This is a genomic window from Curvibacter sp. EU05-FHT14A10, from assembly GCF_058791075.1.
In genome coordinates, this window is sequence record NZ_JBYTDE010000030.1 from 1 (window position 1) to 22639 (window position 22639).

The window sequence follows — 22639 nt, forward strand, 5'->3', positions numbered from 1 at the left end:
GTGGGCCCCATGATCAGCCCCGCCCACCTGGCCAAGGTGCGCAGCTACATCGAGCTGGGCCCCAAGGAAGGCGCCACGCTGCTGTGCGGCGGCCTGGACCGCCCGGCCTACGCGCCCGAGCTGCCCGCCCATGTACAACGCGGCAACTACGTGTGGCCCACCGTGTTCGCCGACGTGGACAACCGCATGAAGATCGCCCAGGACGAGATCTTCGGCCCCGTGGCCTGCCTGATCCCCTTCGAGGACGAGGCCGACGCCATCCGCATCGCCAACGACACGCAGTACGGCCTCTCCAGCTACGTCTGGACCGAGAACCTGGGCCGCGCCCACCGCATGGCCGCCGCCATCGAGGCCGGCATGTGCTTTGTCAACAGCCAGAACGTGCGCGACCTGCGCCAGCCCTTTGGCGGCACCAAGGCCAGCGGCACCGGGCGCGAGGGCGGCACCTGGAGCTACGAAGTGTTCTGTGAACCGAAGAACGTGGCGGTGTCCCTCGGCAGCCACCACATCCCTCATTGGGGAGTTTGAGATGGACCGTCGTCTTGTTCTGCAAGCCCTGGGCGCCACGTTGCTGCCCGGCCTGGCTCAGGCCCAGTCACCGGCCTGGCCCGCACGCCCGCTGAAGCTGATCGTGCCGTTTCCGCCCGGGGGCACCACCGATCTGGTGGCGCGCCTGGTGGCCACGCAGATGGCCGCCACGCTGGGGCAGCCGGTGGTGGTGGACAACAAGCCCGGGGCGGGCACGGTGATCGGCGTGGACGCCGGGGCCAAGGCGGCGCCTGACGGGCTGACCCTGACCTGCGTGGCCAATAGCTTTTGCGTCAACCAGACCCTGGTGAAGAACCTGCCCTATGACGGCCTGCGCGACCTGCGCCCGGTGGGCTTGATGGGCCTGTCGGAGCATGTGCTGGCCTGCCACCCGGACAGCGGCATCCGCTCCATCGCCGACCTGCGTGCCGCCGCGCGCAAGCCGGGCGCACGGCTCAGCTACGCCTCGTTCGGCAGCGGTACCTCGGCCCATCTGGCCGGCGAGATGCTGCGTGAACAGATGGGCATCGAGCTGACCCACATCCCCTACAAGGGTCAGGCCCCGGCCCTGAACGATTTGTTGGGCGGCCAGGTGACGCTGATGTTCGGCAACTGGCCCGAGTTCAGGGCCCATGTGCAGACCGGCAAACTGGTGGCCGTGGGCATGGCCACGGCACAGCGCTCAACCTATGCGCCCGACATCCCCACCCTGGCCGAGCAAGGCGTGGCAGTCGAATCCAACTCGTGGAACGGCCTGCTGGTGCCCACGGCCACGCCCGATGCGGTGGTGGCCCGGCTCAATGCCGCGCTGCGCCAGGCCCTGGAGACGGCGGCCGTGCGCGAGGCCTTTGCCAAGGGCAGCATCCGCTCGCTGGCGGGCACGCCCGAGCAGTTCGGCCAATTCATCCGCAGCGAAGTTGCCCGCTATGCGCAGGTGATCCGCAGCGCCCACATCAGCGCCGAGAGCTGACCCCACCCACCGACCTCACACTCCGGAGACCGCCATGGGCAAACTCGCACTGGCCGCCAAGATCACCCACGTGCCCTCGCTGTACCTGAGCGAGCTGCCGGGCCCGCGCCACGGCACGCGGCAAGACGCCATCGACGGCCACCATGAGATCGGCCGACGTTGCCGTGAACTGGGCGTGGACACCCTGGTGGTGTTCGACACCCACTGGCTGGTCAACGCCAACTACCACATCAACTGTGGCCCGCATTTCAAGGGCGTCTATACCAGCAACGAGCTGCCGCACTTCATCAGCAACCTGCCGTTTGAATGCCCGGGCAACCCCGAGCTGGGCCGGCTGATGGCGCGCACCTGCAATGAGCTGGGCGTGGAAACCCTGGCCCACGACGCCACCACGCTGAACCCCGAGTACGGCACCCTGGTGCCGCTGCGCTACATGAACCCCGACCAGCACTTCAAGGTGGTGTCGGTGTCGGCGCTGTGCACGGGCCACTACCTGAACGACAGCGCCCGCCTGGGCTGGGCCCTGCGCCGTGCGGTGGAGGAGCACTACGACGGCACGGTGGCCTTTCTGGCCAGCGGCTCGCTGAGCCACCGCTTTGCCCAGAACGGCCTGGCGCCCCAGTTCGCCTTCAAGGTCTGGAGCCCCTTCCTGGAGATGATGGACCACGAGGTGATCGCGCTGTGGCAGCGCGGCGACTGGCCCGCCTTCTGCGAGATGCTGCCCGAGTACGCCACCAAGGGCCATGGCGAAGGCTTCATGCACGACACCGCCATGCTGCTGGGCGCGCTGGGCTGGTCGGCCTATGAGGGCCAGGCCGAGGTCATCACCCCCTACTTCGGTGCCTCGGGCACGGGCCAGATCAATGCCGTGTTCCCCATCACGCCGCAGGACGGCCATGCCATTCCCGCGGCCCAGGCCTCGGCCGCCAGCGGCTACCAGGCCTTTCCGCGCCTGTGACCCCTTTCTGACATTTTTCATTGCATTGACATGCCCCACGTCGTCATCCTCTACACCCCCAACATCGAGCCCGAGACCGACCTCAGCGCCCTGTGCCGCAGCCTGGCCGACACCATGCTGGCCCACCGCGACGAGGCCGGCAAAGCCGTGTTCCCGCCGGGTGGCACCCGGGTGCTGGCCTTCCCGGCCGCCCACCACGCGGTGTCCGATGGCGGGGCGGCCGGCCGGGCCGCCGGTGGCAGCGGCGACTACGCCTTTGTCTACCTGAACCTGCGCATGGGCTCAGGCCGCTCGCCTGCCGTGGTCCAGGCCGTGGGCGAGGCCCTGCTGGGCGTGGTCAAACAGCACTTTGGCCCTCTGCTGGCGCAGCGCCACATTGGCATCACCCTGCAGGTGGACGAGGGTGCGCCCTCGTTTGATGGCAAGTACAGCAACCTGCACCCCTTGTTCAACAAGGCAGTCTGACCCCACCCTCCCCCTGAAAGCGAGACCCCGCATGTTCACCCCCGAGCAGATCGCCACCCTGGCCACCGAGCTGGACCAGGCCGAGAAAAGCCGCCAGCAGGTCGAGCATTTCTCCAAGCGCTACCCCGACATGCGCATCGAAGACGGCTATGCCATCTCGCGCGAATGGGTGCGCCAGAAGATCGCCGCAGGCCGCACCGTGCGTGGCCACAAGATCGGCCTGACCTCGCGCGCCATGCAGCTCTCGAGCCAGATCACCGAACCCGACTACGGCACCTTGCTGGACGACATGTTCTTTGCCGAGGGCAGCGACATCCCCTTCGAGCGCTTCATTGCCCCCCGGGTGGAGGTGGAACTGGCCTTCATCCTCGGCAAGCCGCTGCGCGGCCCCGGCGTCACCCTGTACGACGTGCTCGCCGCCACCGACTGGGTGGTGCCCGCCATCGAGATCATCGACGCCCGCATCGAGCAGTTCGACCGCCACACCAAGGCACCGCGCAAGGTGTTTGACACCATTGCCGACAACGCGGCCAATGCCGGCATCGTGCTGGGGGGGCGCCCGGTGCGCCCCGACGCGGTGGACCTGCGCTGGGTGAGCGCCCTGCTGTTCAAGAACGGCGTGATCGAGGAATCGGGCGTGGCCGCCGCGGTGCTGAACCACCCGGCCCAGGGTGTCGCCTGGCTGGCCAACAAGCTGGCCCCCTGGGGCGAAAGCCTGCAGGCCGGCGAGGTGGTGCTGGGCGGCTCGTTCACCCGGCCCACGCCGGCCCTGCCGGGCGACACCTTCCATGCCGATTACGGCCCGCTGGGTTCCATCGCTTTCAGATTCACATGACCCCCACGCTCATCACTCTGTGTATCGCTGCCCCCCCAGGGGGCCCAACCCGCCTTGGGGCGGCCCGGCGGCGGGTTGACATGACCCCCACGCTTGGCACTGCGTGTGCTGCGCTGCCCCCCGAGGGGGCCCAACCCGCCTTGGGGCGGCCCGGCGGCGGGTTGACTCCCACATCGAACAAGGTGTCGCATGACTGAAGTGAATCGCCCCGTCTGCCTGATCACCGGCGCCGCCACCGGCATCGGCGCGGCCTGTGCACGCGAGTTCTCGCGCCAGGGCTGGGATGTGGGCCTGGCCTACTTCGAGCCCACGGCCGCCGAGGCGCGGGCCGTGGCCCGCGAGTGCGAGGCCCTGGGCGCACGGGTGCTGGCCCTGGCGCTGGATGTGCGCGACGACGCACAGTGCCGGGCCGTGGCGGCGCAGATGCAGTTGCATTTCGGCGGCCTGCAAGCACTGGTCAATTCCGCCGGTGTCACCCGCTTCGTGCCCCATGCCGATCTTGAGTCGCTGGATGGCCCTGATTTTCAGCGGCTCAACGAGGTGAACCTGATCGGCCCCTGGCAGATGACTCGCGCCTGCCGCAATGCGCTGGCTGCTTCGGGCCAGGGGGCCGTGGTCAACATCTCGTCGGTGGGCGGCGTGCTGGGGCGGGGCTCTTCACTGGCCTATGCCGCGACCAAAGGGGCGCTCAACACCCTCACGCTGGGCCTGGCCCGGGCATTGGCCCCGGCGATCCGCGTCAATGCGATCGCCCCGGGCTTTGTGGCTGGCGGCCTGCCCAGCCGGGTGCTGGGCGAGGCCGAGCACGCCGAAGTGCTGCAGCGCCAGCGCCAGGCCTCGGTGCTGCAACGCGTGTCGCAGCCCGACGAGGTGGCAGCGCTGGCCTGGTTCGTGGCCGCGCGGGCGCCGGGCATGACGGGCGAGGTGCTGGTGATGGACAACGGTTTGCACCTGAACGCGGGTTGATTCGGCTCAAAAAGGTTATGAGGCAAAACCAAACACTGCAGGTAAACACGGGTGGCGATACCGCTCAACGGCTGGAAAAATCCGCTCTCAGACATTGACGCCAATGGGGCGTCCGTGCTGAGCCAGACATTCCGGAGACTGACATGAGCCACTTCGACACCCTGCACCCGAACCGCCGCCAATGGCTGCAAAGCACCGGCGCCGGCGCCTTGCTGGCCGCCCTGGGCCAGTCTGCGCTGGCCCAGACAAACGCCTTCGAATCAATGAAGATCATCACCGGCTTTGCGGCGGGTGGCACTTCGGACACCCTGTGCCGGCGGGTGGCCGACAAGCTGCCCGGCACGGGCTACACCAAGACGGCCTATGTCGAGAACAAGACGGGTGCGGGCGGGCAGATCGCGATCCAGTTCGTCAAGTCGCAAAACCCCGACGGCCAGACCCTGCTGCAGACCCCGATGTCGATGCTGGGCATCTACCCGCACATCTACAAGAAACTGGCCTACGACCCGGTGGCCGACCTGAGCCCGGTGTCGCTGGCCTGCGTGTTTGACTTTGGCTTTGCCGTGGGCCCCTCGGTGCCGGCCAGCGTGAAGACCGTGCCCGAGTTCCTGGCCTGGTGCAAGGCCAACCCCAAAGAGGCCAACTTCGGTTCACCGGCCGCCGGCTCGGTGCCGCACTTCGTGGGTTCGCTGCTGGGCCATCACGCAGGCATCGACCTCAAGCACGTTGCCTTCCGCGGCACCCAGCCCGCCATTCTCGACATGATCGGCGGCCAGTTGCCCGCGGTGTCGGGCCCGCTGGGCGAGTTCTCACAGCACGTGGCGGCGGGCAAGTGCCGCCTGCTGGCCTCCACCGGCGCACAGCGCAGCAAGTTCACGCCCAACACCCAGACCATGGCAGAACAAGGCCTGAAGGACATGGTGTTTGGCGAGTGGTTCGGCTTCTACCTGCCAGCCAAGGCCCCGCGTGAACTGGTGCAGCGCCTGAACACCGCACTGCGCGCCGCCCTGGCCACGCCCGAGGTGGTGGACGGCCTGGGCGCCATGGGACTGGAGGCCAAGTCCTCCACCCCCGCCGAGCTGGCCGCCCTGTTGAAAACCGACTTCGAACGCTGGGGTCCGCTGGTGAAAACCATCGGCTTCAGTGCCGACGCCTAGAGCGTCCCACCGCGCCCCCGACTGGGGGCCCCTTGAGGAAACTGACCATGACCCTGCCCCTCCAGCCCCAACGACTGCCGCCGCCAGCCCCACCCGCGGGCATGCACCCGGATGAGTGGGCCCAACGCCAACAGTTGGCGGCCTGCTACCGGGTATTCGCGCTGCTGGGCTGGACGGAGATGATCTACAACCACATCACGCTGCGCCTGCCCGACAGCGTGAGCGGGGGCGAGAAGCAGTTCCTGATCAACCCTTTCGGCCTGCACTACAGCGAGGTCACGGCCAGCAACCTGGTCAAGATCGACCTGCAGGGCCGGGTGCTCGACGGCTCAACCTACCCCGTCAACCCGGCGGGCTTCGTGGTGCACGGCGCCATCCACGAAGGGCTGGCCGAGGCCCACTGCGTGATGCACACCCACACCACCGCCGGCGTGGCCGTGGCCTGCCTGCAAGGCGGGCTGCAGCAGACCAACTTCTACACTGCGCAGCTGCACCACATGGTCGGCTACCACGACTTCGAGGGCATCACCGTGCATGCCGAAGAAGGCCCGCGCCTGGTCAACAACATCCGCGGCAAGCCCGCGGTGATTTTGCGCAACCACGGGCTGCTGGCCTATGGCCAGACCCTGCCCCAGACCTTTGCCATCCTGTGGACGCTGCAGCGCGCCTGCGAAATCCAGCTGGCCACCCTGTCCATGGGGCCGGCCATCCCGGTGACCGAAGAGGCCGCCATCAAGAGCAGCCGCGATGCCCTGCAGTTCAGCCCCAGCCACGGCGCCGGCCAGGACGTGTTCGACGCCCTGGTGCGCCAGGTGGAACGCCTGGACCGCAGCTACCAGCACTGAAGCCGGCCGCGCGCCACAATCACAGCCTCGCTCATCTTTTGCCCCCTCGGGGGCCCTGGACATCTCATGAAAGCATGCATTTACGGCGCCGGTGCCATCGGCGGCTGGATCGGTGCCGGCCTGGCCGACGCAGGGGCCACCCTCAGCGTGGTGGCCCGTGGTGCCACCTTGCAGGCCCTGCAAACGCATGGCCTGCGCCTTGAACAAGGCGGCCAGCAACGGCACTGGCCGGTGCAAGCCAGTGCCAACCCGGCCGAACTGGGCGTGCAGGATCTGGTGGTGATCGCGGTCAAGGCTCCGGCCCTGGTCGAGGTGGCGCGCCAGATCGCCCCCCTGATTGGCCCCGACACGGTGGTGCTGACGGCCATGAACGGGGTGCCCTGGTGGTTTCTGCAGGGCTTTGGCGATGGGCTGGCCGGCACGCGGCTGCAGTCGGTCGACCCCACGGGCGAGATCACGGCCGCCATCCCGGCCACTCAGGTGATCGGCTGCGTGGTGCACGCCAGTTGCTCGCTGAACGGCCCAGGCCAGGTGAAGCACCATTTCGGCAACGGCCTGATCATCGGCGAGCCTGCCGGCGGCAGCAGCCCGCGGCTGGAAGCCCTGCTGGCCTTGCTGCTGAAGGCCGGCTTCCAGGCCAGCGCCTCGGCCCAGATCCAGCGTGACGTCTGGTACAAGCTCTGGGGCAACATGACGGTCAACCCGGTGAGTGCGCTGACCGGCGCCACCACCGACTTGATCCTGGGCGACCCGCAGGTGCGTGACTTCATCTCTGCCGTGATGCGCGAGGCCAAGGCCATCGGCGAGCACATCGGCATCCCGATCGACCAGCAGCCTGAAGACCGGCACCAGGTCACGCTCAAGCTCGGCGCCTTCAAGACCTCGATGCTGCAGGATGTGGAGGCGCGGCGCAGCGTCGAGCTCGACGCCCTGGTGGGCGTGGTGCGCGAGCTGGGCCAGTTGGCCGGCGTGGCCACCCCCTTCACCGACGCCCTGCTGGGCCTGGCCCGGCTGCAGGCACAAACCCTGGGGCTGTACCCGCGATGAGCTGCCGCCCCGTTTTCACGCCCGTCCTGTACGGCCTGTACGGCCTGCTGGCCGCGGGCCTGCTGAGCGCCCTGCCCGCCCAGGCGATGGACGAGAACGCCGGCAACAAAGCCCCGGTCAAGGTGGTGGCGCCCGACACCTTGAACGTGAGCGGCCAAGCCGGCCAGGGCGCGCTGCGCCTGTACGCGTCGCGGGATCTGCAGGACATGGCCGCGCTGGCCGATGTCGAACGCGCGGTGCTGGTGTTCCATGGCCGGCTGCGCAACGCCAACGTTTACTGGGCCTCGGCACGCAAGGCCGCCCAGGCTGCCGGCCCCGCCGCAGCCCACAGCCTGCTGCTGGTGCCGCAGTTTCTGGCCGATCGCGACGTGGCAGCCCATGCCCTGCCGAGCGACACCTTGCGCTGGAGCCTGGAAGGCTGGATGGGGGGCGAGACCGCCACCGCGCCCGCCGCCCTCAGTTCCTTCGAAGCCATCGACGCCCTGCTGGCCCTGCTGGCCGACCGGAAGCGCTTTCCCAAACTCAGCCAGGTGGTGGTGGCCGGGCATTCAGGCGGCGCCCAGGTGGTGCAGCGCTACGCGGTGGTGGGCCAGGGCGAAGGCCGCCTGCCTGGCGTGGCCGTGCGCTATGTGGTGGCCAACCCCTCGTCCTACCTGTACTTTCACCCCGAACGACCGGTGCCGGCCGTGGCCGCGGCCTGCCCCGGGGTGAACCAATGGAAATACGGCTGGGCCGAGGCGCCAGGCTACGCCAGCCAGCTCAGCCCTGGCGCCTACGAGGCCCGCTACCTGCAACGCGACGTGATCTACCTGCTGGGCAGCGCCGACACCAACCCACAGCACCCGGCCCTGGACAAGAGCTGTGCCGCCGAGGCCCAGGGCCCCTACCGCTACGCCCGCGGCCATGCCTATGTGGACGACCTGCGCCAGCGCCACCCCGGGCTGGCCCAGCGCCAGTTTGACGTGCCCGGCGTGGGACACGACGGCGACGCCATGCTGGGCTCGGCCTGCGGCCAGGCCGCGCTGTTTGATGCGCCCGAGGCCTGGGCACGCTGCAAGGCGCCCTGAGTCCGATCAAGCCTGGCCGACTCCCGGCTTGAAACCGGGACGCTTCTGTGCTTCACTTCCTGAGGACGTGCGCCTCGGCTGGCGCACGCCCCAGCCATGGCCTCGATCGGATCGTCCACCTCTGCCGCTGCCGCCCCTCCACTGCCGGCTGCCACCAGCCGCGGCAAGGCAGCGGCGCGCACCGAGCTGAGCCCCGAACAGCAGCGCCAAGTGGCCGCCCTGAAGGCCACCGACCTGCGCGTGCGCAACCATGAGCAAGCCCACATCTCGGCCGGGCAGGGGGTGGTCACCAGCGGCGCCCAGTACACCTACACCACCGGCCCCGACGGCGTGCGCTACGCGGTGGCGGGCGAGGTGGGCATCGACACCTCGCGCGAGCAGAAGCCCGAGGCCAACATCGACAAAGGCCAGCGCATCCAGTCAGCCGCCCTGGCCCCGGCCGACCCCAGCCCGCAGGACCGCCGCGTGGCCGCCGTGGGCGCCGAATTGGTGGCCGACGGCCAGAGCGAGCTCAATGCTCAGCGCCACCAGCAGGCCACAGAACGCACCAGCCCACAGGCCCGGCAAGGCACGGCCGCCTACCGCTCGGTAAACTCCGGTTCGGACACCGACACCCGCCTCAGCCTGTTCGCCTGAACCGCCCATCGGCCGGCCGACGTGCCCAACCCCTGCATCCTTCACCGGAGTTTTCATGTCCCGTCTGCAGCTTTATTTCGCCCCAGGCACCTGCGCCCTGGCCGTCCACATCGCCCTGACCGAAGCCCAGGCCGGCCACGAGCTGGTTCGCGTCAACTTTGCCGAAGCCCAGCAACGCACGCCCGAGTACCTGGCCGTCAACCCCAAGGGGCGCGTGCCCGCCCTGGTCACCGAACAGGGCGTGCTGACCGAAACCCCCGCTTTGCTGCTGTACGTGGCCCAGCGCTTTCCTGAGGCCGGCCTGGCCCCGCTGGACAACCCCTTCCTGCTGGCCCGCATGCAGGAGGTGAACAGCTACCTGTGCTCGACCGTGCACATCAACCACGCCCACCGGCCGCGCGCCTCGCGTTGGGCCGACGAGCCCGAAGCCATTGCGGCCATGCAGCGCAAGGTGGCGGCCAACATGACCGAGAACTTCCAGCTGATCGAAAAGCACTACCTGCAAGGCCCCTGGGTGCTGGGCGACACCTACTCGGTGGCCGATGCCTACCTGTACACCATCTCCACCTGGCTGGCCAGCGACGGTGTTGACGTGGCGCAGTTCCCCCAGGTGGTGGCCCACCGCGAACGCCTGCTGCAGCGCCCGGGCGTGCAACAGGCCCTGGCCTCGGGCGCTTGATGGGCCCCAAGCAGCGGGGTCGCCTGCAGGCGGCCCACACGATGCAACCCGAGCGCGGCGAGGTGGCTGGCCATGCTTGAGGTCCCTGAGCCGGCCTCGGTCAACCGCTGGCTGCTGCTGGGCACGGCCATCGTGGCCGAGGTGATCGGCACCAGCTTCATGAAGTCGTCCGAGGGCTTCACCCGCCTGGGGCCTTCGCTGGCCGTGGTGCTGGGCTACGGTCTGGCCTTCTACCTGCTCTCGCTCACGCTCAAGGTGATGCCGGTGGGTGTGGCCTATGCAGTGTGGTCAGGCGTGGGCATCGCACTCATCACCGTGATCGCCTGGACCGTACATGGCCAGCAGTTGAACGGCCCCAGCCTGCTCGGCCTGGGCCTCATCATGGCCGGTGTGGTCGTGCTGCAGCTTTACGCAGACTGAATCGTCCGCCGCAAAAAGGCCCTGTGGCGCCACGTCAAGGCTGCAGTGGCCGGCAAGCCATTGAACCGCAGCCCAAGTTGGCCTGCCCGCCAGGAGCCCTCCTGCTCACTCTCGATCCTTGGACTGGCCAAACATCAGCACGCCTTTGCCCAAAAAATAATTGAGGGGAACCATCATGGCGGTGACCTCAAGCGGCGCCCAAACGCGGCTCTGGTGAAAGACCTCGACGAGAGTGGACAACAGCGGTGCCGACAAGGCATATTGAACCAGATAGATCCAAGGATAGGAAAATGCACCCCGCCATGAGAGCCCAACCCTGAAGACCCACAGAGCATTCAAAGAATACGATATCAAGATACCTGAGACATAGGCCACGGCAAAGGCAACTTGATAATGCATCCAGTTCTTGAGCGCCAAATAAATCAGCCATGACAGACCTGTATTGGCGACTCCGCTCAAGATAAAGCGAACGACACGACCCAACCCCTCTCGCCAGGAAGCCTTCATCGGGCACCCGTGTGGGAAGTCAGTGTCATGAACTCCGTGTAATCTCTGACATAGTCGGCTGGATCATAGGAATGCGATGCGAAGACCAGCAAGATTGCATCTTGCGAGTATTTGTATTGAGTGCCCCAAACCATGGGAGGCAGATACAGACCTGCGGCTGGATTGTCCAGCAAGACCTCCATGCGCTGTTGACCATCATCCACCATGACCGAACAACGGCCTTTCACACAGATGAGAAACTGATGGCACTCTCGGTGCGCATGCTCACCTCTGGTCTTTTCACTTGGCACATTGAAAACCAGGAAATAGCGCTTCGGAGCAAATGGAATTTGCGACTCAAAATCACCCACGGACAAATCACCACGCATATCCTTGACCAATCTCAGGTGATGCATGGTGACGCCGCGTACCGCTAAAGGATAGGAAGCTGGCTCTTCTTTCGAATCTGAACCAGAAAATCTCGGAGTCGACAAAACCTGCTCTACGCCATCACGGACAGGTGTCTGGCTGTTTGAGTAACCCGTAATCCGCGCTGGATTCCCCATCACAATGGCATTCGGAGGAACCGACTTGGTCACCACTGCACCGGCCCCGACCATGGCTCCTTGGCCGATCACAATCCCGGGCAGGAGACTGGCGCCAGCACCGATCGAAGCGCCTTTTTCAATGATTGTTCTTAGAAATTTCTCAGGTTGCTGACGGGAACGGGGAAATTTGTCATTTGAAAAGCTGACATTGGGGCCGATGAAGACATCGTCCGCCACACGCACCCCATCCCACAATTGAACACCTGATTTGACAGTAACGCGATGCCCCAACTCGACGTCATTCTCTATGAAACAATGCGAGCAAATGTTGCAATCCTCTCCCACCACAGCCCCTGGCAATACCACCACATACTGCCAAACGCGGGTCCTCGCTCCTATTTTTAAAGATTGAACATCGGCTGCTGGGTGTATCGTAGGCATATTTATTTTATGGATGATGGGTCGACCTGGACTTCATTGGAATCAGAGGTCATTTTTAAATTTTCTGGCTACGATCGACAACGGCCTCTGCTTTGTATTCTCATAGGCCCGCCACGCATAATTACCGACAACGCCAATCCCCAGAAGATTGAGTCCTCCTAGAAAGAGCACGGCCAGCATCGTTGCAGCATAGCCTGGTACTGGAATCAGGCCGAAGATCTTGGCCACCACAACCAAGACACTGAGCAGCAATGAAACAACGACCCCCACACACCCAAGGCGGATCAACAGCCTGATGGGATAGTCAGTGAAAGCAAAAACACTGTCCAGCATGTACTCAGCCTTTTTACGGAAACTCCAGGCTGATTTACCATGCACGCGTTCTTTCCGCTCATAGCCAACCAGTTCACGTCGAAAACCGAGCCAGAATATCAATGCAATCATTGAAGACCGCGACTCCTCCAGCTTGAGGAGCTGCTCTCTGAAGTCATGGTTACAGCCAAAAATATCGACTCCGCCTGGTGGCATTTCCGGCACGATCCAGCGTCGATACAAGGCCCAGAACAGGCCAGATGTCATGCGACTCAGCAAGGGGTCTTTGCGGGATACGCGGGTGCCCAGAGCCACATCGCAGACGTCCCGCTCCAGCAGATCGAAGAAATCAAGCAGCAATTGCGGCGGTTCCTGGAGATCGGCCGCCATGACGCCAAAGTACGCCCCTCGTGCGGCTGCCAAGCCCGTTCGGATGGCCGCAAAGGAGCCGAAATTCCGCGAGTGGACCAGCAACTGGGCTGCAAAAGTGAAGCGAGGCAAGGCCTCCCGCACTCGTTCGAAACTGCGATCAGGACTGCCGTCGATGACAAACACGGCTTCCAACAAACCATTCAAGGACGTGTTCAGATGCGACAGGACCTCAAACAGATCCGGCAGGGATTCCTCATTACCGTAGATCGGTATCACCACTGAATATTTCATGGTCGCCAACTGTTGACGGACTCCACAACATGGGCCAAGTCCTGCTCCGTCATTTCCGGATAGCAAGGAAGGGTCAGAACCTGGCTTGCCAGCAGATCAGTGCAGGGCAAGTCCCTGTCCGCGTACCCCGTCAGAACGGGTTGCCGATGATCGGGAATCGGATAATGCACATCCGTCGCCACGCCCCGCTCAAGCAGATGCGCCGCCAAGGATGCCCGCGCCTCAACGCGAATCACAAAAAGGTGCATCACATGGTTTTCGTCCAGGTCTGTCGGCACCTCGACCAGGGGATGGACCAGGCCACGGATATAGCCATGAGCCAGATGACGGCGACGAGCGTTGTCTTGGTCCAGAAAGGGTAGGAAAACCCTCAAATATGCGGACTGCAGTTCATCCAGGCGACTGTTGCGACCGCCTGGATAGGTGACCTTGTACTTCTGGCTCCAACCATACTGGCGCAATTGACCCAGGGCCTGCGCTGTCTTCGGATCACGGCAAACCACGGCGCCACCGTCTCCCAACCCACCCAGATTCTTGGTGGGGTAGAAACTGAAGCAGGCGGCATCGCCAAAAGCCCCCACACGGCGCCCAGCAACCCTTGCGCCATGTGCCTGGGCACAGTCCTCGATCAGGGGCACTCCACGGTCTGCGCAGAGCTTGGCCATCACATCGATACCAGGCACCGCGCGACCGTACAAGTGAGTGACAACAACGGCCTGGACCCCTGCCTCAAGCGCCTTTTGAACTTCAGCAACCGACACACACTGGGTGGACAAGTCGACATCCATGAAAAAGGGCGTCGCACCCAGATGCAAGAGGCTGCCGCAGGTGTACATGCCGGCATTGGCAACGGTGGCCACGACATCGCCAGCCGCCACCCCAAGCGCACGCAGGGCCAGTTCAATGGCATCGCTGCCGTTACCCACACCGACTGCAAAATCGACACCGACAAAGGCAGAAAATTCTTTTTCAAACGCCGCGGTCTCGGGCCCCAACACCAGCCACCCGCTGTCCAGGACACGTTGAGTGGCCTGCTCCAGCAAGGGCCGATAGCGAGCTATCCGGCTCGAAAGGTTGTTGATCTTTTGCACAACTCAAGAGAATAAATGGTTCGAGCAACTGCGAACCGGTTCAAAAATGAAAAACAACGCCATCAAGAGGGCACTCTGAGCTTGCAGCGCAGATCGATGTCTTTCAAGCGCACGGAGGAGCTCGAAGAAGCCAGGTCAATTCGCACTCTATGACCGAAGCCAGTTGCGTTCTCCAGAATAAAACTCAAAGTTTCGAACTTGCCATCATCCAATGCGTGAACAGGCTGCGTCAATGACCTGCCTGCCTCGAATTCATCCTGCTCCCCTACCGGGGCATAAACCCGCACCACATCAGCTTGCTGACTTTGCATCTGAAGGGCGACCTCCAAGATTTTGCAACTTCTCATTGGCAATGCATCTGGCAATTGCACCAAAATCTGGGGATTATGACCAGCAATCATTTCAACGCCCTTCAGACTCTGTTGCGAGGTGATATTACGCCAAGCAGTTTGCGCCAGGGCCCGATCCCGCGTCAGCTTGTACCAACTGGTCACCAAATCCGAATCATCGGCAGAGGGCAAAACCGGAACAGAGCGAATAAACGAGGCATTAATAGCCCGGGCATAGGCATAAGACCTTGAAAGATCAGGCAAAAAATCAACCTGCGGGCATTTTAATGGACGACCTTCCTGCAGTCGTTCAATCAGACAATCACGAAGTGCCAACTGAGACCCGCCAACATCTCGAAAATATCGAAAATGCTCCAGCGCACCGGCATGAACAGCATAAAAAACAGCAAATGAAGCCGAAAGCATGCTTAGTCGACGGAGCCACTTCATCGAAGCTGGCCGAGATCTCAAGAAAACAAAGCAAACAACACCGGCACACCATGGCCACCACAATGTCACCCAGAAATAATGGAATCGTTCCATGCCAAAGTTGAAGATCTCCAGAGGCAGACGAACTCCCTCGGGCCGCCAATGGGTTCGCCCAGCAGCCACGATCAACAGGTACACCGCCACGGCAGAAAACAAAGGCCCGACAACGCTCATCAAGTGGACCAATCGGTCATCGACATGCTCTAAACGCACCAGATACCTCACGGCCCAGCACATGCCAACCAGAATGGCGGCGCCAACGACCAACGACAGACCGAGAGAAAGGCCTGGCAATCCACCCGGCAGTAACAATGCCCGACCCAACTTACCCAGCAGATACCACCAGAAATCCGGCTCATAGGGCCAAGCCTTGGGTACTGGATGCGGGTCCACGCCATTACGCGGAAGCAATGCCCAATAGCAATGTTCAAAAGCAGTGATCAAACCAACCAGTGTCAGAGTGATCCCGGCTCGAGACAGTGAGACCCCGGACTGATTGGCCCTGCGAAGCAACACCCTTGAGAAGCAAAAAAGGAAAACACCCGTCGCCAATATGGCAAAAGCACCGGATATATAAGAGATTCCAGCAAGAAGCCCCAAGATAAAAACGAGGGGTTGCCGATAGCGATCCCGCATGGAGTCCGCCAACATCAGACGAACGATACCCAGGAGAAATATCAATGGAAGCGCCTGGTGATATGCCAAATTCTGAGATCCCCAATAGGATCCAGGCTGCAACATGAACAGGGTGAATGAAAAGCATGCGGCACACAAAACAAAATCACGCAACACTTTTCGCAAAATCACCCACTGAAGCCCAAGCAACGCCCCCATCACGACGGTGTAACTGAGTGCCTGATACGCAACAGAATTTCCACGAAGGTATTTTTGCGCCAAATCATCCAAAAAGTAACCTACGGGCGCAAGAGTTCCCCCACCAATTGTCAAAAATCGAGAAAAGCTGAACGCCCCTAGATTCTCATTATCAAGAAATCGCCAGTCATCGTAATTGGGTAGATCAATGCCATTGGATATCCATGCTATCAAGCTCAACCCAAAACTGATCGCCGGCAGGGAGCAAAGAAAAACAGACCAAAGAACAAACAGCCTTGAGACGTTCGCCTGCTGGTGGGTCGAATCATTGACGTTCTCTATCCACTTCACTTTACTTCACCGCAATAAAAACAGAGAAAACACGGAGTGTATAAAGAACATCCCCTCGGACACGAAATTCTAGATTTTTCATGCATTTCTTACCAAAATCCGGTTATTCGCAAGAGGCATCCTCAAGAAAGCGAGCCAGCGCTGAGGTTTGGGGTCAAAACCGGGATGTCGGGTCACCTGCAACTGGCTCATCAATGAGCGTGGGCCCTCCAACGAACTGTTTAAAACAGGTGTCTCAACTGCCAACCAAAAAGATTTTTGAACCTCAGTCTAACAGGTAAAGAAATTTACATCCTCCTCGACAAGGCGGACGATCCTGGCCGATTTCTGGTTGTGATGCCCACCGGATGGCCCTTTATTGGCAACCGTGACGAGCTCTGAGGAGCGGCAATTCTCAGTTGAGGCATTCGGTGACCTCAAACCAGAAGTCTCTTCTGTTACAGATGCCATTCAGCGAGCCCACGCTTGCTCAGAAGTGCCGATCAATTGAATTACTCAACCACTCGTCACAGTAGCCCTCCCCATTCGGGGCAACAGCAGTGTGGGCACCCGAATGTGGGGTTGATGTAACGCCAATGAGTATGAGTATTGGCGCCTCAAGAGACCGTCAAGTTGAGCGGGGCAACTTTGGGGGGCCGGCGCTTTCATTTGAACCCCGGGCCCACCTGTACGAACAGGGCTGGCCATCAGGTAGAACATGGCCCCATGCTGAGACCACGGGTGGAAACTGCACCGGGAAGAGGCAGGTCCGGATTATTCTGCCCCCCGGGAGAGAAGCGAACTCAAGCAACATCCACGGCCATGGCCACCCGGGGCGCCACTGCGCACATCAGTTCGTAACCCACGGTACCGGCGGCGTGGGCCACTTCGTCGATGGGCAGCACGGCGCCCTTGGACGAACGGCCCCACAGCGTGACCTCGCTGCCGAAGCCGAAGGGCACGCCGGCCTGTTCCAGCGGCGTGAGGTCGAGCATCAGCATGTCCATGCTGACACGGCCCACCAGGCGGGTGCGCACGCCATTCACCAGGATGGGGGTGCCGGTGTCGGCATGGCGTGGGTAGCCGTCGGCGTAACCGCAGGCGGCGATGCCCACGCGCATGGGCACCTCGGCCTGGAAGCGCGAGCCATAGCCCACGGTGGCGCCCGGCGCCAGCGTCTGCACGGCCAGCAGGCGGGTGTTCAGGCTCATGGTGGGCTGCAAGCCCCAGTGGGCGGCGCTGTGCTCCGGAAAATCAGGCGCGCTGCCATACAGCACGATGCCGGGGCGCGCCCAGTCACTTTTGACGCGGGGCTGCGCACTGTGGCGCAACGTGGCCGCACTGTTGGCCAGGCTGCGTTCACCGGGCAGGTCGGCGGTGGCCGCCAGGAAGGCCTCTTCCTGGTGGGCGATGCCGCGCGGGCCGTCGGCGTCACTGAAGTGGGTCATCAGCGAAATCTCGTCCACCTGGGGCAAGGCATTGAGCCGGGTCCAGGCCGAACGGTAGCGCTCGGGGGTGAAGCCCAGGCGGTTCATGCCCGAGTTCATCTTCAGGAACACCCGGTGCGGCACCTGGGTCTTGTGAGCGGCCAGCATGTCGATCTGCTCGTCGCAGTGCACCGCATGCCACAGATCCAGGCGCGAGCACAGCTCCAGGTCGCGCGATTCAAACACCCCCTCCAGCAACAGAATGGGGCCACGCCAGCCCAGCCGGCGCACGCGCTCGGCTTCGGCGAGGTCCAGCAGGGCAAAGCCGTCGGCACCCCGCAGACCTTCGAAGGCCCGCTCGATGCCATGGCCGTAGGCATTGGCCTTGACCACCGCCCAGACCCGTGCGTCGGGCACGGAACGACGCACCTGCGCCAGATTTTGCTGCAGCGCAGCAGTGTGAACGGTGGCCTGGATGGGACGCGGCATGACGGGAAGCTGAAGTCGAAGTAAGGGGATTTTGGCATTTCAGCCCGGGGGGCGCGTGATATAACCGTTTGCCTTTTTGAGGCCTCGTTCAACATTACAAAAGTATCAGTTTTGCTGATGCACGAATCAGCCACTCCATGAAGCGCGGTTTCTACACCATCATGTCGGCGCAGTTTTTCAGCTCGCTGGCCGACAACGCCATATTCGTGGCCGCGGTTGAACTGCTCAAAAGCGAAGGCGCCCCCGAGTGGCAGCGCGCGGCCCTGGTGCCCATGTTCGCCCTGTTCTACGTGATCCTGGCGCCCTTTGTGGGGGCCTTTGCCGACGCCCAGCCCAAGGGCAAGGTGATGTTCATCAGCAATGCGATCAAGGTGCTGGGCTGTCTGCTGATGCTGTTCGGCACCCACCCCCTGATGGCCTACGCCGTGATCGGCCTGGGCGCGGCGGCCTACTCGCCGGCCAAGTACGGGATCCTCACCGAACTGCTGCCGGCCTCGCAACTGGTCAAGGCCAATGGCTGGATCGAGGGGCTGACCATCGCCTCCATCATCCTGGGCGTGCTGGTGGGGGGGCAACTGGTGGGGCATTCGGTGTCGGGCCTGTTGCTGTCGTTTGACTTCCCGGTGTTCGACACCGGGGTCGATACCCCGCCCGAGGCCGCCATCTTCGTGCTGATCTTTGTCTACGCACTGGCCGCCTGGTTCAACACCCGCATCCCGCACACCGGCGTCACCATGCGCTCCTTGCGCCAGAACCCCGAGCAGAGCGTGCTGCGCAATGCCCTGAACCTGGTGCCCGATTTCTGGACCTGCAACTCGCGCCTGTGGCACGACCGGTTGGGCCAGATCTCACTCTCCACCACCACCTTGTTCTGGGGCGTCAGTGGCAACCTGCGCTACATCGTGCTGGCCTGGAGTGCGGCCGCACTGGGCTACAGCACCACCCAGGCCTCGTCCCTGGTCGGGGTGGTGGCCATCGGCACGGCCGTGGGTGCCGTGGTGGCCTCGATGCGCATGCGCCTGGAGCACGCCACCCGCGTCATGCCCCTGGGGATTGCCATGGGCGTGCTGGTGGTGCTGATGAATTACATCGACAACGTCTGGCTGGCCGCGCCCTTCCTGATCCTGCTGGGGGGCCTGGGTGGCTTCCTGGTGGTGCCGATGAACGCGCTGCTGCAACACCGTGGCCACAACCTGATGGGCGCAGGCCGCTCGATTGCGGTGCAGAACTTCAACGAACAGGCCTGCATCCTGGCCCTGGGCGCTTTCTACAGCCTGTCCACCAAGTTCGGCCTGTCGGCTTTCGGCGCGATCACGGCCTTCGGCCTGGTGGTGGCGGTGGCCATGTGGCTGATCAAGCGCTGGCACCAGCACAACTGCGTGCAGCACGCCGACGAGCTCAAGGCGCTGATCACGCTGGCGCGCAACGACCAAGGGCATTGAGGTTTCGATCCAGGAGGGCGCTCACCTGGGTGCTCACCTGAGTGGTCACCTGGCCGGTGTATAACCCGCCTCAGCGCCTCAACAGCGGGAGCCCCCCATGCCCAAGAACGCCGCCTTCACCCTGAAGCTGGAGCCCGCACTGCGGGACGCCTTCCTGGCGGCAGCCCAGGCGCACCGTCAGCCGGCCGAGCAGATCCTGCAAGACCTGGTCCGCGGTTTTGTGCAGCGCCAGCATCAGGCACACGACTACGCCACGTTTCTGCACGACAAGGTTGCCACTGCGCGTGAGCAGGTGCGCGCGGGCCGGTACCACGCGGCGGGCGAGGTAGACGCCCGGTTTGCAGCCCGGCACCCGGCCTTGCTGGCCCAGGCGGGGCGGGCTGTCACATGAGGGTCTTCTGGGCCTCGGCCGCCGAGCAGGACCGCAGCGACATCTTCGACTACACCCGCCAGGGCAACCCGCTGGCCGCCATCCAGATGGACCACCTCTTCGCCGAATGGGCGGCTCGCCTGGCCGGGCACCCCTTGCTGGGCCAGGCCGGCCTGATCCCGGGTACGCGTGAACTGATTCCCCACGAAAACTACCGCCTCGTCTACGAGGTACAGAGTGACACGGTGTGGATTCTGGCCCTGGTGCAAACGGCCCGCACCTGGCCATGACCCAGCCCACCTCATGAACCGACCTGCCCTGCACAGCCCCCCGAATCACGCCTCACTGCAAGCCTTGCCCTGTGTGCTGGCCCTGATGTTCAACGCCTTCGTCTGGGGCGTGTCATGGTGGCCACTGCGCCAACTGGAGCAGGCCGGCCTGCACCCGCTGTGGGCCACCGCGCTGATCTACCTGCTGTCGCTGAGCGTCACCCTGCTGCTGCGCCCCGGGGCGCTGGGTGGCCTGCTGCGGCACCGCGGGCTGTGGCTGCTGTCGCTGGGCGCGGGCATGACCAATGTGTGCTTCAACTGGGCCGTGACGGTGGGCGATGTGGTGCGCGTGGTGCTGCTGTTCTACCTGATGCCCGTGTGGTCCACCCTGCTGGCGTGGTGGCTGCTGGGTGAGCGGCCGCGCCTGGTCTCGCTGCTGCGCATGGCCCTGGCCCTGGCCGGGGTGGCGGTGGTGCTGAAAGCGCCGGGCGTGGATTGGCCGGTGCCCGAGTCCATGGCCGATTGGCTGGCCCTGGGCGGCGGTGCCAGCTTCGCCTTGACCAATGTGTTGCTCAAGCGTTTCAGCAACGCCCCGGCCGAGTCCCGGGTGCTGGCCATGTTCGGCGGTGGCTCGGTGTTGTCGTGCGCCACGGCGGCGCTGGGGGTGGTCCAGGGCCACATCAGCCCCCTGCCTGCGGCCGCACCCGGCTGGCTGCTGCTGGCCGCCGGGCTGAGCCTGGCCTACCTGCTGGGCAATGTGGCTTTGCAATACGGCGCCTCGCGCCTGGCCGCCAGCACCACCTCGCTGGTGATGCTGTCGGAGGTGCTGTTTGCCAGCGCCTCCTCGGTGCTGCTGGGGGCGGCCGAGCTGCCGCTGCGGGTGTGGCTGGGGGGTGCACTGATCGTGGCCGCTGCCGCCTGGCAGGCGCTGGCACCCAGCACCCCCGGCGAAGGCGCCGCGCATTGATGGCGATACGGAATGTCGCACTTCTGACGGTACGGCTGTTGGGCCCCCGCTAGCATGGCCCACCCCACTACCATCGATTGGATCCTTGCATGCCCAGCGTCTACGATTTCGAAGCCCAGCAGATCGACGGCCAGACCGTGCCCCTGAAGCAATTCGAGGGGCAGGTGCTGCTGATCGTGAACACCGCCAGCGCCTGTGGTTTCACGCCGCAGTTTGCGGGGCTGGAGGCGCTGAATCAGCGCTATGGCGGGCGCGGTCTGGTGGTGCTGGGCTTTCCATGCAACCAGTTCGGCCACCAGGACCCGGGCAGCGATGAGCAGATCGCCAGCTTCTGCCAGGTCAACTACGGCGTGAGCTTTCCGATGATGAGCAAGATCGAGGTGAACGGCCCCCACGCCCACGCCCTGTACCGCTGGCTCAGCGCCGAAGCCCCGGGTCTGCTGGGCAGCAAGATGATCAAGTGGAATTTCACCAAGTTCCTGGTGGGCCGGGATGGCCGGGTGATCCGTCGCTACGCGCCGCAGGATGCCCCGGCCAGGCTGGCCGGCGACATTGAGCAGGCGCTGGCCAGCTGATCTGGGGCCAGGTTCAGTGCCCCACAGGGCGCTGGAAGGCCCGCACGCCCATCATCACCCCGCCCATCAACAAGCCGATGCCGGTCCCGGTGAGCCAGCCAGGCCACTGGCCGCGGTGCAGGAAGCCGTAGGCCAGGGCGGACAGGGTTTCGAACACGATCAGTTGGCCCGTCAATGAGGTGGGCAGCAGCTTGCTGGCCCGGCTCCAGGCCAGGGTGCCGGCCCAGGAGGCGAACAGGCCCATGGCCAGCATCAGCCCCACAAACAGGCCCGGCTGGGGCCCCAGGCCCATCCACCAGGTCTGCCCGGGCAGTCGGCCCTGCCACAGGCCCCAGGCCAGCCAGCCCAATGCCGCCAGTGGCAGCGTGGCCAGGCCTTGTGCGGTGGTCCAGGTGGTGGCCGACAGGCCCGGGTGCGCCTTGAGCCAGCGGGCATTGCGGATGGGGTACCAGGTCCAGGCGGCCACGGCCACCACAGTGAGGCCAGCGCCCAGCCCGTAGGCATGGCCTTCGCTACCGCCCAGGCGCGCCATCTCCGACTGGTTGACGCAGGCGATGCCCCCCACGATCAGGCCCAGCGAGGGCATCAGCCGGGCCCAGGGCAAGGAGCGGTCATGCCAGTTGGCACACACCGCGATCACCACCGGCAGGGTACCGATCAACACGCTGGCCAGGGGCACGCCGGCCGCCTGGATGCCCGCCGAAAGAAACAGGTAGTACAGGATGTTTCCCACCCACGCGAGCTTGAATGCCTCCACCCAGTCGGCGCGGCGCAGCGCCGCCAGGCGACTGCGGTCAGGCCAGGCCAGCAGCAAGGCCACCACGCCGAAGGCGATGTAGCGCCCAAAGGCCAGCGCCGCCGGCGGGTAATCGGGCAACAGGGCGGGGGCCACAAAGACCAGGCCCCACATGAGGCCGGCGGCCAGGGCATAGGCCACGCCTCGGATCAGATCGGCAGTTGCCATGGGGAAATCGGCTGTCTCAGCAAAAGGTCGAAGCGGCGCAGTGTGCCCCAGGCACAGGCGC

The 22639-nt window shown here is 64.2% G+C and carries 25 protein-coding genes; 18 read left to right on the forward strand and 7 right to left on the reverse strand.

The window, feature by feature from the left end:
* From AC3WUT_RS28935 to AC3WUT_RS28995, 13 genes are all read left to right on the forward strand, one after another.
* Window positions 1-528: aldehyde dehydrogenase family protein (locus AC3WUT_RS28935; protein ID WP_492350527.1), on the forward strand; the 528-nt coding region annotated here is incomplete at its 5' end.
* 1 nt (window position 529) lies between these two features.
* Window positions 530-1498, forward strand: a complete 969-nt coding sequence (locus AC3WUT_RS28940; RefSeq protein ID WP_492350528.1) for a tripartite tricarboxylate transporter substrate binding protein — start codon at window positions 530-532, stop codon at window positions 1496-1498.
* A gap of 34 nt (window positions 1499-1532) precedes the next feature.
* The gene (hpaD, locus tag AC3WUT_RS28945; protein ID WP_492350529.1) at window positions 1533-2456 is read left to right on the forward strand and encodes a 3,4-dihydroxyphenylacetate 2,3-dioxygenase; all 924 of its coding nucleotides are present in this window, start codon (window positions 1533-1535) and stop codon (window positions 2454-2456) included.
* 30 nt (window positions 2457-2486) lie between these two features.
* Complete coding sequence (locus AC3WUT_RS28950; RefSeq protein ID WP_492350530.1) at window positions 2487-2921, forward strand: 5-carboxymethyl-2-hydroxymuconate isomerase; 435 nt, start codon at window positions 2487-2489, stop codon at window positions 2919-2921.
* A 31-nt stretch (window positions 2922-2952) separates the two neighbouring features.
* Entirely contained in the window at window positions 2953-3756 is an 804-nt protein-coding gene (hpaH, locus tag AC3WUT_RS28955) for a 2-oxo-hept-4-ene-1,7-dioate hydratase (protein ID WP_492350531.1), read from the forward strand.
* 189 nt (window positions 3757-3945) lie between these two features.
* Window positions 3946-4722 (forward strand): SDR family NAD(P)-dependent oxidoreductase, encoded by a 777-nt coding sequence (locus AC3WUT_RS28960; RefSeq protein ID WP_492350532.1) that lies wholly within the window; start codon window positions 3946-3948, stop codon window positions 4720-4722.
* A 143-nt stretch (window positions 4723-4865) separates the two neighbouring features.
* The gene (locus AC3WUT_RS28965) at window positions 4866-5879 is read left to right on the forward strand and encodes a Bug family tripartite tricarboxylate transporter substrate binding protein (protein ID WP_492350533.1); all 1014 of its coding nucleotides are present in this window, start codon (window positions 4866-4868) and stop codon (window positions 5877-5879) included.
* 47 nt (window positions 5880-5926) lie between these two features.
* Entirely contained in the window at window positions 5927-6724 is a 798-nt protein-coding gene (locus tag AC3WUT_RS28970; protein WP_492350534.1) for a class II aldolase/adducin family protein, read from the forward strand.
* A 66-nt stretch (window positions 6725-6790) separates the two neighbouring features.
* Window positions 6791-7771 carry a 2-dehydropantoate 2-reductase gene (locus tag AC3WUT_RS28975; protein WP_492350535.1) on the forward strand — a complete coding sequence of 327 codons (981 nt, stop codon included), beginning with the start codon at window positions 6791-6793 and terminating at the stop codon, window positions 7769-7771.
* Window positions 7768-8838, forward strand: coding sequence for an alpha/beta hydrolase (locus tag AC3WUT_RS28980; protein ID WP_492350536.1), 1071 nt, complete (start codon window positions 7768-7770; stop codon window positions 8836-8838). Before AC3WUT_RS28975 ends, AC3WUT_RS28980 begins: the two co-directional genes overlap by 4 nt.
* A 96-nt stretch (window positions 8839-8934) precedes the next feature.
* Window positions 8935-9474, forward strand: a complete 540-nt coding sequence (locus AC3WUT_RS28985; protein ID WP_492350537.1) for a putative metalloprotease CJM1_0395 family protein — start codon at window positions 8935-8937, stop codon at window positions 9472-9474.
* A gap of 55 nt (window positions 9475-9529) precedes the next feature.
* Window positions 9530-10153 (forward strand): glutathione S-transferase family protein, encoded by a 624-nt coding sequence (locus tag AC3WUT_RS28990; RefSeq protein ID WP_492350538.1) that lies wholly within the window; start codon window positions 9530-9532, stop codon window positions 10151-10153.
* Window positions 10154-10225: 72 nt separating this feature from the next.
* Entirely contained in the window at window positions 10226-10573 is a 348-nt protein-coding gene (locus tag AC3WUT_RS28995) for a DMT family transporter (RefSeq protein WP_492350539.1), read from the forward strand.
* Window positions 10574-10678: 105 nt separating this feature from the next.
* Here AC3WUT_RS28995 and AC3WUT_RS29000 read toward each other — a convergent pair whose 3' ends face one another.
* The 6 genes from AC3WUT_RS29000 to alr all read right to left on the reverse strand — a co-directional run bounded on the left by AC3WUT_RS29000 (window position 10679) and on the right by alr (window position 17991).
* On the reverse strand, window positions 10679-11080 hold the full coding sequence (locus AC3WUT_RS29000; RefSeq protein WP_492350540.1) for a GtrA family protein: 402 nt from the start codon (window positions 11078-11080) through the stop codon (window positions 10679-10681).
* Entirely contained in the window at window positions 11077-12048 is a 972-nt protein-coding gene (locus tag AC3WUT_RS29005; RefSeq protein ID WP_492350541.1) for a WxcM-like domain-containing protein, read from the reverse strand. The genes AC3WUT_RS29000 and AC3WUT_RS29005 overlap by 4 nt, the downstream gene beginning before the upstream one ends.
* Window positions 12049-12090: 42 nt before the next feature.
* Complete coding sequence (locus AC3WUT_RS29010; RefSeq protein WP_492350542.1) at window positions 12091-13023, reverse strand: glycosyltransferase; 933 nt, start codon at window positions 13021-13023, stop codon at window positions 12091-12093.
* Window positions 13020-14114, reverse strand: coding sequence for a DegT/DnrJ/EryC1/StrS family aminotransferase (locus AC3WUT_RS29015; RefSeq protein WP_492350543.1), 1095 nt, complete (start codon window positions 14112-14114; stop codon window positions 13020-13022). The genes AC3WUT_RS29010 and AC3WUT_RS29015 overlap by 4 nt, the downstream gene beginning before the upstream one ends.
* A 62-nt stretch (window positions 14115-14176) precedes the next feature.
* Complete coding sequence (locus AC3WUT_RS29020; protein ID WP_492350544.1) at window positions 14177-16096, reverse strand: hypothetical protein; 1920 nt, start codon at window positions 16094-16096, stop codon at window positions 14177-14179.
* 782 nt (window positions 16097-16878) lie between these two features.
* Window positions 16879-17991, reverse strand: a complete 1113-nt coding sequence (gene alr / locus AC3WUT_RS29025; RefSeq protein ID WP_492350545.1) for an alanine racemase — start codon at window positions 17989-17991, stop codon at window positions 16879-16881.
* A gap of 137 nt (window positions 17992-18128) precedes the next feature.
* Between alr and lplT the strand changes: the two genes are divergently transcribed.
* The 5 genes from lplT to AC3WUT_RS29050 all read left to right on the forward strand — a co-directional run bounded on the left by lplT (window position 18129) and on the right by AC3WUT_RS29050 (window position 21614).
* Window positions 18129-19433 carry a lysophospholipid transporter LplT gene (lplT, locus tag AC3WUT_RS29030; RefSeq protein ID WP_492350546.1) on the forward strand — a complete coding sequence of 435 codons (1305 nt, stop codon included), beginning with the start codon at window positions 18129-18131 and terminating at the stop codon, window positions 19431-19433.
* A gap of 97 nt (window positions 19434-19530) precedes the next feature.
* Window positions 19531-19824: a hypothetical protein gene (locus AC3WUT_RS29035; protein ID WP_492350547.1), complete on the forward strand. Its 294-nt coding sequence runs from the start codon at window positions 19531-19533 to the stop codon at window positions 19822-19824.
* Window positions 19821-20093 carry a type II toxin-antitoxin system RelE/ParE family toxin gene (locus AC3WUT_RS29040; RefSeq protein WP_492350548.1) on the forward strand — a complete coding sequence of 91 codons (273 nt, stop codon included), beginning with the start codon at window positions 19821-19823 and terminating at the stop codon, window positions 20091-20093. Before AC3WUT_RS29035 ends, AC3WUT_RS29040 begins: the two co-directional genes overlap by 4 nt.
* A gap of 13 nt (window positions 20094-20106) precedes the next feature.
* The gene (locus tag AC3WUT_RS29045; protein ID WP_492350549.1) at window positions 20107-21039 is read left to right on the forward strand and encodes a DMT family transporter; all 933 of its coding nucleotides are present in this window, start codon (window positions 20107-20109) and stop codon (window positions 21037-21039) included.
* A gap of 89 nt (window positions 21040-21128) precedes the next feature.
* A complete protein-coding gene (locus tag AC3WUT_RS29050; protein ID WP_492350550.1) occupies window positions 21129-21614 on the forward strand; it encodes a glutathione peroxidase in 486 nt (161 codons plus the stop codon).
* Between the two features lie 13 nt (window positions 21615-21627).
* On the opposite strand, the gene AC3WUT_RS29055 is transcribed toward AC3WUT_RS29050, so the two are convergent.
* Entirely contained in the window at window positions 21628-22578 is a 951-nt protein-coding gene (locus AC3WUT_RS29055; RefSeq protein WP_492350551.1) for a DMT family transporter, read from the reverse strand.
* Between the last annotated feature and the right edge of the window lie 61 nt (window positions 22579-22639).

Coding starts and splice junctions, on each gene's coding strand:
- AC3WUT_RS28940 (WP_492350528.1), top strand. CDS start 530: ATGGACCGTCGTCTTGTTCTGCAAGCCCTGGGCGCCACGTTGCTGCCC.
- hpaD (WP_492350529.1), top strand. CDS start 1,533: ATGGGCAAACTCGCACTGGCCGCCAAGATCACCCACGTGCCCTCGCTG.
- AC3WUT_RS28950 (WP_492350530.1), top strand. CDS start 2,487: ATGCCCCACGTCGTCATCCTCTACACCCCCAACATCGAGCCCGAGACC.
- hpaH (WP_492350531.1), top strand. CDS start 2,953: ATGTTCACCCCCGAGCAGATCGCCACCCTGGCCACCGAGCTGGACCAG.
- AC3WUT_RS28960 (WP_492350532.1), top strand. CDS start 3,946: ATGACTGAAGTGAATCGCCCCGTCTGCCTGATCACCGGCGCCGCCACC.
- AC3WUT_RS28965 (WP_492350533.1), top strand. CDS start 4,866: ATGAGCCACTTCGACACCCTGCACCCGAACCGCCGCCAATGGCTGCAA.
- AC3WUT_RS28970 (WP_492350534.1), top strand. CDS start 5,927: ATGACCCTGCCCCTCCAGCCCCAACGACTGCCGCCGCCAGCCCCACCC.
- AC3WUT_RS28975 (WP_492350535.1), top strand. CDS start 6,791: ATGAAAGCATGCATTTACGGCGCCGGTGCCATCGGCGGCTGGATCGGT.
- AC3WUT_RS28980 (WP_492350536.1), top strand. CDS start 7,768: ATGAGCTGCCGCCCCGTTTTCACGCCCGTCCTGTACGGCCTGTACGGC.
- AC3WUT_RS28985 (WP_492350537.1), top strand. CDS start 8,935: ATGGCCTCGATCGGATCGTCCACCTCTGCCGCTGCCGCCCCTCCACTG.
- AC3WUT_RS28990 (WP_492350538.1), top strand. CDS start 9,530: ATGTCCCGTCTGCAGCTTTATTTCGCCCCAGGCACCTGCGCCCTGGCC.
- AC3WUT_RS28995 (WP_492350539.1), top strand. CDS start 10,226: ATGCTTGAGGTCCCTGAGCCGGCCTCGGTCAACCGCTGGCTGCTGCTG.
- AC3WUT_RS29000 (WP_492350540.1), bottom strand. CDS start 11,080: ATGAAGGCTTCCTGGCGAGAGGGGTTGGGTCGTGTCGTTCGCTTTATC.
- AC3WUT_RS29005 (WP_492350541.1), bottom strand. CDS start 12,048: ATGCCTACGATACACCCAGCAGCCGATGTTCAATCTTTAAAAATAGGA.
- AC3WUT_RS29010 (WP_492350542.1), bottom strand. CDS start 13,023: ATGAAATATTCAGTGGTGATACCGATCTACGGTAATGAGGAATCCCTG.
- alr (WP_492350545.1), bottom strand. CDS start 17,991: ATGCCGCGTCCCATCCAGGCCACCGTTCACACTGCTGCGCTGCAGCAA.
- lplT (WP_492350546.1), top strand. CDS start 18,129: ATGAAGCGCGGTTTCTACACCATCATGTCGGCGCAGTTTTTCAGCTCG.
- AC3WUT_RS29035 (WP_492350547.1), top strand. CDS start 19,531: ATGCCCAAGAACGCCGCCTTCACCCTGAAGCTGGAGCCCGCACTGCGG.
- AC3WUT_RS29040 (WP_492350548.1), top strand. CDS start 19,821: ATGAGGGTCTTCTGGGCCTCGGCCGCCGAGCAGGACCGCAGCGACATC.
- AC3WUT_RS29045 (WP_492350549.1), top strand. CDS start 20,107: ATGAACCGACCTGCCCTGCACAGCCCCCCGAATCACGCCTCACTGCAA.
- AC3WUT_RS29050 (WP_492350550.1), top strand. CDS start 21,129: ATGCCCAGCGTCTACGATTTCGAAGCCCAGCAGATCGACGGCCAGACC.
- AC3WUT_RS29055 (WP_492350551.1), bottom strand. CDS start 22,578: ATGGCAACTGCCGATCTGATCCGAGGCGTGGCCTATGCCCTGGCCGCC.